Source organism: Mesorhizobium sp. M0016, from assembly GCF_040324035.1.
Classification (GTDB): domain Bacteria; phylum Pseudomonadota; class Alphaproteobacteria; order Rhizobiales; family Rhizobiaceae; genus Mesorhizobium.
Map to the genome: position 1 here is coordinate 47,338 of NZ_JAMYVM010000027.1, position 12,116 is coordinate 59,453.

Sequence of the window (12,116 nt, forward strand, 5' to 3'; positions counted from 1 at the left end):
GGTTACTGCAAGGTTAAGAAAATTGCCGGCATTTGAGGCTAATGCACTGCAAAACGCCTCGCTTCGAATTTGCCTAAAATTTGAGGAAAATTTTCGCTGAGCAGGAAAGCCGTCCTTTGCGCCTCATGTGCCATTGTCGCTGATATAAAGAGGTCATTGCGCATGGACGCATGATCCGGTCATTGGACGAGAGGGCAGATCGATGGGCTTTTTGATAAGAATGGCGTTCTGGTTTTCGCTGGTGTTGCTGGCGCTGCCGCTGACCGTCGGCCCCGACGAGGATGGCCGCGAGAGCGTCGGGCCGTTCCAGGCGCTTTTTGCGGCGCGCGAAGCGGTCGGCGACATCGCGGGCATTTGCGAGCGCAAGCCGGACGTCTGCGAAACCGGCAAGTCGGCGATGCATACGATCAGCGCCCGGGCCAAGGAAACCGCCAAGATCGCCGCCGCCATGCTGGACGACAAGAGCGCCGAGACCTCGCCCGATACATCGCTGGCCACCGGCAGCGTCGCCAAGGACATCGTGCTGCCGGCGACAGTCAACATACCTGCCAAGCTGGTGGCGAAGAACTAAACACCGTTTCAGCTGTATCTACAGCGACACCGCAGGCCGGTCGGACCTCTCGATGCCTGCGGTGCTTTTCTTCTTTTTCCGTGACGCCGCAGCCGCGGATGACTATATCGCGAGCAATGGCCACGACGATCCAGACGATCCGCGACGACTTCTCCCTGCTCGACGAGTGGGAAGACCGCTATCGCTATGTGATCGAGCTCGGCGAAGCGCTGCCGCCATTTCCCGACGCCGAACGCAACGCCGCCAACAAGGTGCCGGGCTGCGTCAGCCAGGTCTGGCTGACCACGAGCCGAGCGCCGGGCGCCGATCCGGTCATCACCTTCACAGGCGATTCAGACGCTCATATCGTGCGCGGTCTGGTCGCCATCATGCTGGCGCTGTTTTCGGGACGGACTGCCAGCCAGATCCTTGAAACGGACGCAGAGGCGACGCTGAGGTCGCTTGGCCTCGACGAACATCTGTCGCCGCAGCGGGCCAATGGCCTGCGCTCGATGGTCAAGCGCGTCAAGCGGGACGCCGAGATGGCTCTCAAGCAGACTGCTTGATTGCTCTATCTTCTCTTCTTTCGACGCAATTCCAAGGGAAAGCGCTCGGCAGTTTTCCTGGAATTGTTCTAGAAACAAAAACGGCGCCGTAAGGGGCGCCGTTGATCTTGTCCATTGGAGCCGGTGTTACCGCCCCTTGCGCTTGCGGCCGAGGCCCATCTTCTTGGCCAGCTGCGAACGGGCAGCGGCATAGTTAGGGGCAACCATCGGATAGCTGGCGTCGAGATTCCACTTCTCGCGGTATTCATCGGGCGTCAGACCGTAATGGGTCATCAGGTGGCGCTTCAGCGACTTGAACTTCTTGCCATCTTCAAGGCAGACGATGTAATCGTCATGAACAGAGCGCTTCGGGTTTACCGCAGGCTTCTGCTTGTCGGCCGGAGGCTGTTCGCTTGCTCCGCCCACGCGCCCGAGAGCGGCATGGACATCAGCGATAAGGTTCGGCAATTCGCCGACCGGCACGGGATTGTTGCTGACATAGGCTGCCACCACATCGGCGGTCAGCTCGATCAGCGCATCGCTATTTCTGGAAGGTGTTTCGACGATATCCATGGTTTAGGCCCCAACGAAGGATGTTTCTGTTTGCGCCCTTTTTGGAAGATCGGGCATGGCGCGAATTTCACGCGGGAAGAGCTTCATGGATTCGCGTCCGGGCATCTTAATGAGCCCACAGACAAAGTAAGTCAATTCGCATCTTGCGCTATATTCAACGATATTCATCGAATAGTCGCTCTTCAGCTTCAATCTTTCGTGCACTCTGTAACTTCGCGATATTTTCTGGTCGGACCAGGACTAGCATGACGTAAGGTCACGCCATCGCTAAATCAGCAGGGACTCATAAAATGGGCAGCGATGCTTGGTCTATGCTTCAAGGTTTGGGCAGCTGATTGTCGGATTCGTACCAAACCGCAAGTTGCAAAGCGTTGGCGAAACCCGCCGAAGAAGATCTTCGGTCTGACCGGATTCAATACGGCGTGAGGTATTTTCCATAGACCCAGCCACTAACAAAACCACCATTTTGCGCCGGGTCGTGCCAAACTTGACACCATTGATAGCGAATTGCCTGTTTCTGTTTCCAGTGCGGCTGGCCGGCGATCTCCAGAAGATTCAAGCCGCCGGTGCACTTGCCGGTCATCTGCAGGATCGTCCCGTTGGGATAGGCGGCCTGCTTCTGCGAGGTGCCGGACGGATATTTGCGAACGTTGAGCGTGTCGCCGAACGGCACGCCAGCCACTTGCCAAGCGGCGAACGCGGTTGCATGAGACTGGCCGGTGAAAGCCATAACGGTCGAAGCGACGACGGCGAGAGCCGCAGCGGTGTTGATATGGAAATTCATCATCCTCTCCTTTTGGCTCATCTCCCGAGCCCGCCGCAACCAATACATCCCGGCCCTTGAACCCGCGCTGATCGGCGTGTTCATTTGCCATTCAAGTAATTTCTTCAGTGAGATGCAATGACCAAGACCTCAGCTTTTCCGACCGCCAGCCCGCCGAGCCCCGAGAAACACCCCGTCTTCGACACGCATCACGGCATTACCCGCACAGATGACTATGCCTGGCTGAGGGCCGAGAACTGGCAGGCGATGTTCAGGGACCCTTCCCTGCTTGAGGGCCGCATCCGCGCCCATCTCGAAGCCGAAAACGCCTATCAAGCAGTGCTTATGGCCGATACGCTAGAGCTTCGGAAGCAGCTGTTCGGCGAGATGAAGGGGCGGATCAAGGAAGATGATTCGACGGTGCCGATGAAGGATGGCCCCTATGCTTACGGCTCATCCTTCAAGCTTGGCGGCGAACAGCCCCGCTATTTCCGCATGCCGCGCGATGGCGGCGATGAGCAGATCCTGCTCGATGGCGACGCGGAAGCCGAGGGCAAGCCCTATTTCCGCCTCGGCGGCGTCGACCATTCGGCCGATCACCGCAAGCTGTTGTGGGCGTTCGACGACAAGGGCTCTGAATTCTTCACACTTCGCGTGCGCGATCTCACCAGCGGCAAGGAACTGAGCGAACAGATCGAGGCCACCAGTGGTGGCGGCGTCTGGAATGCCGCCGATGACGGCTTCTTCTACACAAGGCTCGACGACAATCATCGCCCGTCCAAGGTGCTGTTCCACGCGCTCGGCGGCAGCCCCCTTAATGACCGGCTGATTTATGAGGAAACCGATCCCGGCTTCTTCATGGATGTCGGCGGCACGCGCTCCAACGAATGGATCATGATCGGGATCAACGATCACGAAACCTCGGAATATCACCTGATGCGCGCCGATGAGCCTTTCGCCGAGCCAAAGCTGGTGGCAAAGCGCGAGACTGGCCTGCAATATGATCTGGAAGAAGGCGGCGACATCTTCTTCGTCCTCACCAATGCCGACGGCGCCAAGGACTTCAAGATCATGACGGCGCCGGCTAATGACCCGGTTCGCGCCAATTGGGAAGAGCTGGTGGCGCACGAGCCAGGCCGGCTGATCCTGTCGGTGGTCGGCTTCAGGGATCATATGGTCAGGCTCGAGCGCAAGGAAGGGCTGCCGCGCATCGTCGTTCGCGATCGCCGCAGCGGCGAGGAGCATCTGATCTCGTTCGACGAAGAGGCGTTCTCGCTCGGCCTGTCGGGGTCCTATGAATACGACACCGAGATCATGCGCTTCACCTATTCGTCGATGACGACCCCGGCGCAGGTCTTCGACTACAATATGCGCAGCCGCGAGCGTGTGCTGCTGAAGACCCAGGAAGTGCCGTCCGGTCACAATCCGGATCATTATGTCACGCGCCGGCTGATGGCGCCGGCCGCCGATGGCGAACTGGTGCCGGTCTCGCTGCTGCACCACCGCGACACGCCGCTCGATGGCTCCGCACCGTGCCTGCTTTACGGCTACGGCTCTTACGGCATTGCCATTCCGGCGGCGTTCAACACCAACTGGTTCTCGCTGGTCGACCGTGGCTTTGTCTTTGCCATCGCCCATGTCCGCGGCGGCAAGGACAAGGGCTATGGCTGGTATGACGACGGCAAGCGGGCGCACAAGATGAACACGTTCACCGATTTCATCGCCGTCGCGCAGCATCTCGTCGCCGAGCGTTACACCCAACACGACCGCATCGTCGCGCAAGGCGGCTCGGCCGGCGGCATGCTGATGGGTGCGATCGCCAACATGGCGCCGCATAGTTTCGGCGCCATCGTTGCCGAGGTTCCCTTTGTCGACGTGCTGACCACGATGCTCGACGCAAGCTTGCCGCTGACGCCACCGGAGTGGCCGGAATGGGGCAACCCGATCGCGTCGGCGGAAGATTACCAAACGATCGCCGCCTACTCACCCTATGACAATGTCGCCGATCACGACTACCCGCCGATACTGGCGCTGGCCGGCCTCACCGATCCGCGCGTCACCTATTGGGAGCCGGCCAAATGGGTGGCGCGGCTGCGCGAGCGCAAGAGCGGCGACAATCCGGTGCTGTTCAAGATCAACATGGATTCCGGCCATGCCGGCGCCTCCGGCCGCTTTTCAAGGCTGGAGGAGATCGCCTATACCTACTCCTTCGCGCTCAAGGTTACGGCCAAGCCCGAACCCGAGGTTACGGGCAAGGCTGAGAATGCAACGGAGGCGTCGCAATGATCGATCTATCCACCTTGACGGCTTACATAGCGGTTGTGCTTGGCTTTGTGTTTATTCCAGGCCCAGCCACGCTTTTGACGGTCACGCGAGCGACGAGTTCCGGAACCAGGGTCGGCGTCGCGACGGGCGCGGGCGTCGCGGCTGGCGATGTGTTCCATACCATCATGGCGATGGTCGGCATTTCGGCGATCATCGCCACTTCGGCAACGCTGTTCAGCGTCGTAAAATATATCGGCGCGGCGTATCTCGTTTACCTCGGCATCCGCGCAATCATCGAGAGAATACCGGCCGACCCTACTGCCGGCGCACTCGCGATCTCCGCCAGCAAGGCGTTTCGTCAAGCTGTCCTGACCGAAGTGCTTAACCCAAAGACGGCGCTTTTCTTCCTCGCCTTCCTGCCCCAGTTCGTGCGGCCTGAAAACGGATCGGTGATGCTCCAGCTGATGACGCTGGGCATAATCTTTGTTCTGCTCGGCCTTTTCAGCACAGTCGTCTTTGCCGTGAGTGCGGGCCGGCTGGGCACGTTCCTGCGCCGCAATCCGTCGGTGGTGAAATGGCAAGGCAAGGTGGTTGGCGGCATCTACTGCGCGTTAGGCGTCCGTCTGGCCTTGCAGCAGCGCTGATGTCGATGCGAAAGGCGCGCCCGTCGAGGCGCGCCGGTCGTCACTTTTTGAATTCCAGGCTGCTCATTTTCACTCGCATTTGCAATGGCTGCGCGCTACCCAATGCGCGCCACCTTCCAGACCATGACATACGCAAAGGGGCCACTATGTTGCTCGTCGACACCTATCTCGAGAAATCACCGATCCAGGGCATCGGGGTTTTCGCCAGGAACCACATTGCCAAGGGCACGCTGGTCTGGAAGCTCGACCCCAGATTCGACCGGATCATCGACGTCGAGACCTATGAAGGCGAGAGCGGCCCGGTGAAGAACTATCTCGACCGTTATTCCTATCCAGACCGCCGGGATCCGAACTACATCGTCTTCGAAGCCGACGACGCCCGCTACATGAACCATGACGACGAACCGAATTGCGATGTCTCCTCGCCCGAGGAAACCTATGCCTTGCGCGACATCGCACCCGGCGAGGAACTGACCTGCAATTACAGCCATTTCTTCGAGACGGGCTTCGACTTCCTCGGCGATCGCCACCTGTAGATGGCCACCTGTAGCCGGGATCACTTGGCCGGCTTGCTGCGCACCGGGTAGCCGTTGGGATGCGGCGGCACCGCCTTGAGATAGGCGGCTATTGCCGCGCGATCTCCCGGCGGCAGTTCGGCCATGTTGCGCTGCACGTCGACCATGGCGCCGCCTACCGAGTCGAAATCGGGGGTAAAACCGGTTTCGAGATAGTTGGCGATGTCGGCTTCCGACCAGTCACCGAGCCCGCCCTCGCCCGATGTGATGTTCGGCACGACGCCGCTGCCTTCGGCTGCCGACGCGCCAGCCAGCCACTGGCTCTTCCTGGTGGCGCCGGTGAAGTCGCGCGGCGTGTGGCATTCGCCGCAATGGCCAGGCCCCTCGACCAGATAGCGGCCGGCGAGTACCGGATCAGGCGTGCCATCGGCAAAGGCAATCACCGGCTCTTTGCTGAGATAGAGCCGCTTCCACAGGCCGAGGCCGCGGCGGATGTTGAAGGGGAAACTCAGGGAATTGTCCGGCGCCTTGCCGGCGACCGCCGGCAGCGTCTTCAGGAACGCATAGAGATCGGCAATATCAGCCGGCTTCATGCGGGCGTAGGATGTGTAGGGGAAGGCCGGATAGAAATGCTCGCCCGACGGCGACACGCCCTTCAGCATGGCGTTGGCAAGGTCCTCGACCGTCCAGGCGCCGATGCCGTCCTTGGGATCCTGCGAGATGTTGGGCGGCACGAAGGTGCCGAACGGCGTCTTGAGCTCGAGGCCGCCGACCAGTTGCAAACGGGCGTCACCCTGCGAGCCTGGCTTGCCGTGACAGGAGGTGCAGCCGCCGGCATTGAAAATGCGCTTGCCCCTGGCGGCGTCGCCGGGGCCGAGCTGCGCCAGGGTGTCAGTGTCGAGCTTGACCGGCGCCGACAACAGCCAGCCGGCGCCGGCACCGACGACACCCAGGACAAGGGCGGCGCCGACAAATTTTTTCCACAAGGGCATTGCCCGGGATCAGCTCTTCTTCACCCGATAGGTCTTGTGGCAGGTGCCGCAATCACTGCCGAGCGTATCGATCTGCGCCTTCAACGCATCGACATCGGCGGGTGCGGCGGCGACTGCGGCCTTGACGTCGGCGAGGTACTTGTCTTCGGTCGATTTGAAGCCCGCCATGTCTTTCCAGATTTTGGGCGAGGCGGTGGTATCACCGCTGTCGCTGCCGGCCGGGAACAGCGTGTCGACATCGAACTTCTCGGCATTGACTTGCAGCGCCTGCAGCGCCGTCAGCACGGCGGCGGCATCGAAGTCTGCCTCGCCCTTGGCGATTTTTGACAGGCCGCCGACGATCTTGCCTCGTTCCTTCATCAGTCCCTGTCGGTCGAGGATCGGGTCGGCAAAAGCCGCCGAGGCGGCGAGGCTGAGCATAGAGATGGCGATAACAAGCTTTCTCATTCAATTGGCTCCAGGATGATGAGGGGTCGCGACCTAACGTTAACGGAGGGCGGGCCGGGATTATTCCCTGTCCGCCGGCCGGATTCCGCCGAATTTTGAGTGCCTGCTGCTTCAGCTGAGAAAGAAAAGCCCCGGAGTACCGGGGCTTCTCTGGGTCGATCAGGCTTTCGCCTCTTCGTACATTTCAAGGACATGGTCCCAGTTGATGAGGCTGTCGACGAAGGCCTCGAGATATTTCGGCCGCGCGTTGCGGTAGTCGATGTAATAGGAATGTTCCCAGACATCGACGCCGAGGATCGGCGATGCGCCGTGGACGAGCGGGTTCTCGCCGTTCGGCGTCTTGGAGATCGCCAGCTTGCCGTCCTTGACCGAGACCCAGGCCCAGCCCGAACCGAACTGCGTGGTGCCGGCGGCGATGAAGTCGGCCTTGAACTTGTCGTAGCCGCCGAGGTCGGCGTCGAAAGCCTTCTGCAGGGCGCCCGGAAGCTTGTTGCCGCCGCCGCCCTTCTTCATCCACTTCCAGAAATGGATGTGGTTGTAGTGCTGGGCTGCGTTGTTGAAGAGGCCGGCATTCTTGCCGAACGACTGTTTGACCACCTCTTCGACCGACAGATCGCCAAGGCCCGCTTCGGCGGCCAGCTTGTTGCCGTTGTCGACATAAGCCTTGTGGTGCTTGTCGTGGTGATACTCCAGCGTCTCCTTCGACATGTAAGGCTGCAAGGCCTCGTAGTCGTAGGGCAAGGCGGGCAATTCAAAAGCCATCGGTCATACTCCTCATGGAAAAATCCGGTGCGGATACCGGATTAAGATAGGGCTGCATTGATCTGGAACAACTCCGGAATGAAGCGCCAATTGCCTTTTAGCGGCTCAACCGGCGGAAGTCGAATGCGCCCATTCCCAATAAAGGTCGCGCGCTTTCTTGGCCACCGGCCCGGGCTGCAGATCGCGGTCCTCGATGCGGGTGATCGGCACGACCTTGGAATGATTTCCGGTCGAAAATATCTCGTCGGCTTCAAGAAAGTCGCGCACCGACAGCATCTTCTCCGTGGTCTTGAAGCCGTAATCGCCAAGCAGCGTCATGGTGCGCGAGCGGGTGATGCCGGACAGGAAGGTGCCGTTGGGCGCCGGCGTCAACACGTGGCTGTCCTTGACCAGGAAGATGTTCGAGGTTCCGGTCTCGGCGACATTGCCCAGCATGTCCAGCACCAGCGCATTGTCGAAGCCGCGTCCCTTGGCTTCGAGAATGGCGCGGCCATTGTTGGGATAGAGGCAGCCGGCCTTGGCATTGGTCGGCATGGTCTCGATGGTCGGCCGCCGGAACGGCGACACGGTGATCGAAAAGCCGGTCGGCGAGATCATCGGCGATTCGTAAAGGCAGAGGCAGAAACGGGTCGAGGCCGGATCGGCCGGCACGCCCATATAGCCGCCATGCTCGGCCCAGTACATCGGCCTGATGTAGACCGCTGTCTTGCCGTCGAACTTCTTCAGCCCGTCCCAGGTCAGGCCGACGATCTGGTCGACGTTCATCGATGGCGCGAGGCCGAGCGCGATCGCCGATGCGTTCACCCTGGCGGCATGCAGCTCGAGATCGGGGGCGACGCCTTCGAACCAGCGGGCGCCGTCGAAGACGCTGGTGCCGAGCCACATGGCGTGGCTGCGCGGACCCAGAATGGCGACGTTGCCTTCGTACCAGTCGCCGTCGACGAAGGTCCATGTCGCCGATAGCGCCGCAGTCACCAGTGTCATTGTTCGGTTCCGCTTCAAAGCTGCCTGTGCCAAGCATTGGAAGATGCTTTGACCGGCGCCGTCAACCGGCATGGAGCGGTTTTTGTTGAGGCCAGAGCGCCCCAAGAAAGCGATCAAGACCACAATCGATGCTTGCACCTTGCGCCGCCTGCCCTCAAAACTGTCGCCATGCATTACGCGGCTTACGTTTTCGACGCCTATGGCACGTTGTTCGACGTGCACGCAGCCGTGCGCCGTCATGACGGCGAGATCGGCCCCGACGGCCCGCTGCTTTCGGAAATCTGGCGCGCCAAGCAGCTGGAATATTCCTGGGTGCGCACGCTGATGGGCGGCTATGCCGATTTCTGGCAGCTCACCGAACAGGCGCTCGATTTCGCCCTGCTCAAGGTTCCCTCCGCCGACAAGGGACTGAAGGCCAAGCTGCTCGAAGCCTATTGGCGGCTCGACTGCTATCCGGAAGTGCCGGCCGTGCTCAAGGCGCTGAAAGCATCCGGCGCCAAGCTCGCAATCCTGTCCAACGGCTCGCCCGAGATGCTGGAAGCGGCGGTCAAGTCGGCCGCCCTCGACCAGGTGCTGGACGATATCTTTTCGGTTGACGCCGTCAGGCGCTTCAAGACCGACCCGTCGACCTACGACATGGTGGCGACGGGCTGGCGACTCTATCCGGGCGCCGTCTCGTTCCAGTCGTCCAACCGCTGGGACGTCGCCGGCGCCACCAAATTCGGCTTTCGCACCGTATGGATCAACCGCGCCAACCAGCCCGAGGAATACCGGGATTTCCCGCCGGCGCTGATCCTGCCGTCGCTTGAAGGCCTGCTGACCGGCGGCTGATCACTCTGTTGCCTTCGAGCAACAGTGGCAGGGCGGTCACAGCTTCGCCTTTGTTTGTCCACCCTCAGGCCAGAATCGGAACCGCCTATCGCGTCAGGCATTGGGGGAGGCCGACCACTGCGCCGCTTGAAGGCATTCACGCTTTCTTGCGATTCGAGACTTACAAAAGGCAACCATGTTGAAGACCGAAATCGACCCCTATCGCCTGAGCCGTCGCGGCTTTCTGAATGCTGCAGCCCTTGGCGCCGCTTCGATTGCGGTCTCCGCCTGCACCACCACCGGACCAGCGCCGGCGCCGGTCGAACCGCCACCGCCGACCTATGACGAGCCGCCGCTCGGCGACTATGCGACGATGTACGGCCCGATTTCCGACAGCGGGTTCGAGCTCCCGGCCATCCCGATCAAGAAGATGGACCCGCAGTTCCTGCGCCAGATCGTTCCCGATCCGACCGGCCAGCGGCCAGGCACCATAATCGTCGATACGACCAACCATTTCCTCTATCTGGTGCGCGAAGGCGGCCAAGCGATCCGTTACGGCGTCGGCCTCGGCCGCGCCGGCTTCGAATGGTCGGGAGACGCCGTCGTCCAGTGGAAGCAGAAATGGCCGAAATGGACGCCGCCCGATGAGATGGTTGCCCGCCAGCCTGAACTGGAAGAATACAGCGCCAAGAACGGCGGCATGCCCGGCGGCCTCAAGAACCCGCTCGGCGCCCGCGCGCTCTACCTGTTCCACGACAACGTCGACACGCTCTACCGCCTGCATGGCTCGCCGGAATGGAACTCGATCGGCAAATCCGTCTCGTCAGGCTGCGTGCGCCTGATAAATCAGGACATCATCGACCTCTACGACCGCGTGCCGTCGAAGAGCCCGGTCATCGTGACGTCCGACATCGGCCAGCCGATGGCGGCGGGCGCAAACCGCAGAGCCATCCCGATCGATGGCGGGGTGCCGGATGGCTCGGTCCTGCTCGGCCCGGTGACCTGATCGACTTCATCGATGCCATGAAGCGGCAGGTTCCGCTCCATGCGGCAAAGCTCGCCAGGATCCCGATAGCTTTACGCGAATGCCTGGGGTTCGCATCCAAGATGTGCAATGCCGGCAACAGGAGGCCAAAAAAGACGTCCAGACGAACCATGGAGCCGCTGCAATCGGGGCGGCCATGCCCTGTCAATCTCGACGCTGCTGTGTTTCGTTACCGATTGATGTATATTAGACGGGAGTATGATTGCAGAGACATACATTTCATTAGATCATTGATGGCGGGGGAACGCCGATGGTGGGATTTGATTTCGATAGTCCGCCTGCCGACGGCGCCGAGGCCAACCTGTCGGCCGAATGCGAGCGCCAATTGCTGCCGCTCGTCCGCGGAATTGTCGAGGCGGCGGTTGCCGCCGGGTGGAGCCAGGAAGACGTTCTTCTGGCCATGGTCGAGCTGTCCTGGGATCTGTACGAGAAACGCCGAGGCGATCTTTAGCAGGCCTGCGTGAGCCGGATAATTCCGTAGCGCCGGCCAAGCCAGGCCATGTTTTTCTCGCGCGAACTTTTTTCTTCACTTACAATGTTTTTTCTATCCACGGGATGCGCTACGCTGCCTTTGGGCAGGACTATGGGGGATACAAATTACCGTCCGGATTTCCGGGTTGGCTGTTTGCACGGCACGGAATTTCGATGGGCTGGCAAAGCGGCTGAGGCAAGGCTGAATGAAAAATGCGGGCGAGGTTCAGGAACGCAGCGCAGGCGCCGATCGGGTCGATCGGCACGCCCTCGGACATAATGCCCGAAAATGCCAATCCCAGAAGAGCAACCATGCGGGGGAGCGGGATATGCTCTGTCCGCAGCCCTGGATCGCTCCCGGAGGGTCGCCATCGCCGAAGTCGCCTACCTCGCGGGATTTTCGGATCAAGGCCATTTGGCCACCGCCATGAAGAAGCACAAGGGAAAGAAGCCATGATTCGGGCGATAACTGCTGCCGGATCGTCCGTGGCAATGACAGATAGTCGACCAGCTCTGTCAATGGCCGCGCGATCTATATTCAGAATACAACGCTGGATGCGACGGCACACTATGCACAATAACTAGGCAAAATGGTAAGATAAGATCGGAAAATAGTCAGGTAGCCTTGGCTAAAAATTCAAACCTGTAAATTTATAGTCAAAATCCTGGTAAAATTTTCATTTGAGCTCAAATTCTTCTTTGCAATATAAAGCAGCATCTGTAGGATTCGAAGGAACGCCCAGGAGCAAA

General features: G+C 60.4%; 14 protein-coding genes. 8 read left to right on the forward strand and 6 right to left on the reverse strand.

From position 1 onward, the window contains the following. The first annotated feature begins 202 nt into the window (after positions 1–202). A complete protein-coding gene (locus NKJ88_RS28030) occupies positions 203–571 on the forward strand; it encodes a DUF5330 domain-containing protein (protein ID WP_023684546.1) in 369 nt (122 codons plus the stop codon). A 116-nt stretch (positions 572–687) separates the two neighbouring features. Beyond that, complete coding sequence (locus NKJ88_RS28035) at positions 688–1,116, forward strand: SufE family protein (protein ID WP_023673679.1); 429 nt, start codon at positions 688–690, stop codon at positions 1,114–1,116. A gap of 126 nt (positions 1,117–1,242) precedes the next feature. On the opposite strand, the gene NKJ88_RS28040 is transcribed toward NKJ88_RS28035, so the two are convergent. Beyond that, positions 1,243–1,668 (reverse strand): Ros/MucR family transcriptional regulator, encoded by a 426-nt coding sequence (locus NKJ88_RS28040; RefSeq protein ID WP_023673680.1) that lies wholly within the window; start codon positions 1,666–1,668, stop codon positions 1,243–1,245. 412 nt (positions 1,669–2,080) lie between these two features. Further along, complete coding sequence (locus tag NKJ88_RS28045; RefSeq protein ID WP_352446359.1) at positions 2,081–2,455, reverse strand: SH3 domain-containing protein; 375 nt, start codon at positions 2,453–2,455, stop codon at positions 2,081–2,083. A 114-nt stretch (positions 2,456–2,569) separates the two neighbouring features. Here NKJ88_RS28045 and NKJ88_RS28050 point away from each other — a divergent pair, with 114 nt between their 5' ends. The 3 genes from NKJ88_RS28050 to NKJ88_RS28060 all read left to right on the forward strand — a co-directional run bounded on the left by NKJ88_RS28050 (position 2,570) and on the right by NKJ88_RS28060 (position 5,876). After that, entirely contained in the window at positions 2,570–4,717 is a 2,148-nt protein-coding gene (locus NKJ88_RS28050) for a S9 family peptidase (protein WP_352446350.1), read from the forward strand. Beyond that, positions 4,714–5,340, forward strand: coding sequence for a LysE family translocator (locus tag NKJ88_RS28055; protein ID WP_023702202.1), 627 nt, complete (start codon positions 4,714–4,716; stop codon positions 5,338–5,340). Before NKJ88_RS28050 ends, NKJ88_RS28055 begins: the two co-directional genes overlap by 4 nt. Before the next feature lie 146 nt (positions 5,341–5,486). Beyond that, positions 5,487–5,876 carry an SET domain-containing protein gene (locus NKJ88_RS28060; protein WP_023673684.1) on the forward strand — a complete coding sequence of 130 codons (390 nt, stop codon included), beginning with the start codon at positions 5,487–5,489 and terminating at the stop codon, positions 5,874–5,876. Positions 5,877–5,896: 20 nt separating this feature from the next. Here NKJ88_RS28060 and NKJ88_RS28065 read toward each other — a convergent pair whose 3' ends face one another. The 4 genes from NKJ88_RS28065 to NKJ88_RS28080 all read right to left on the reverse strand — a co-directional run bounded on the left by NKJ88_RS28065 (position 5,897) and on the right by NKJ88_RS28080 (position 9,040). Further along, the gene (locus tag NKJ88_RS28065; protein WP_352446351.1) at positions 5,897–6,847 is read right to left on the reverse strand and encodes a cytochrome c; all 951 of its coding nucleotides are present in this window, start codon (positions 6,845–6,847) and stop codon (positions 5,897–5,899) included. Positions 6,848–6,856: 9 nt separating this feature from the next. Beyond that, positions 6,857–7,294 carry a c-type cytochrome gene (locus tag NKJ88_RS28070; RefSeq protein ID WP_023684552.1) on the reverse strand — a complete coding sequence of 146 codons (438 nt, stop codon included), beginning with the start codon at positions 7,292–7,294 and terminating at the stop codon, positions 6,857–6,859. Positions 7,295–7,453: 159 nt separating this feature from the next. Next, positions 7,454–8,056, reverse strand: a complete 603-nt coding sequence (locus tag NKJ88_RS28075) for a superoxide dismutase (RefSeq protein ID WP_023673687.1) — start codon at positions 8,054–8,056, stop codon at positions 7,454–7,456. A 105-nt stretch (positions 8,057–8,161) separates the two neighbouring features. After that, positions 8,162–9,040 carry a branched-chain amino acid aminotransferase gene (locus tag NKJ88_RS28080; protein WP_352446352.1) on the reverse strand — a complete coding sequence of 293 codons (879 nt, stop codon included), beginning with the start codon at positions 9,038–9,040 and terminating at the stop codon, positions 8,162–8,164. 168 nt (positions 9,041–9,208) lie between these two features. On the opposite strand from NKJ88_RS28080, the gene NKJ88_RS28085 reads away from it, so the two are divergent. The 3 genes from NKJ88_RS28085 (at position 9,209) to NKJ88_RS28095 (ending at position 11,346) form a co-directional block, all read left to right on the forward strand. Beyond that, a complete protein-coding gene (locus NKJ88_RS28085; protein WP_023673689.1) occupies positions 9,209–9,871 on the forward strand; it encodes a haloacid dehalogenase type II in 663 nt (220 codons plus the stop codon). Between the two features lie 175 nt (positions 9,872–10,046). Then, positions 10,047–10,856, forward strand: a complete 810-nt coding sequence (locus tag NKJ88_RS28090) for a L,D-transpeptidase (protein WP_023735542.1) — start codon at positions 10,047–10,049, stop codon at positions 10,854–10,856. 289 nt (positions 10,857–11,145) lie between these two features. Beyond that, the gene (locus tag NKJ88_RS28095; protein ID WP_023684556.1) at positions 11,146–11,346 is read left to right on the forward strand and encodes a hypothetical protein; all 201 of its coding nucleotides are present in this window, start codon (positions 11,146–11,148) and stop codon (positions 11,344–11,346) included. Positions 11,347–12,116 lie beyond the last annotated feature (770 nt).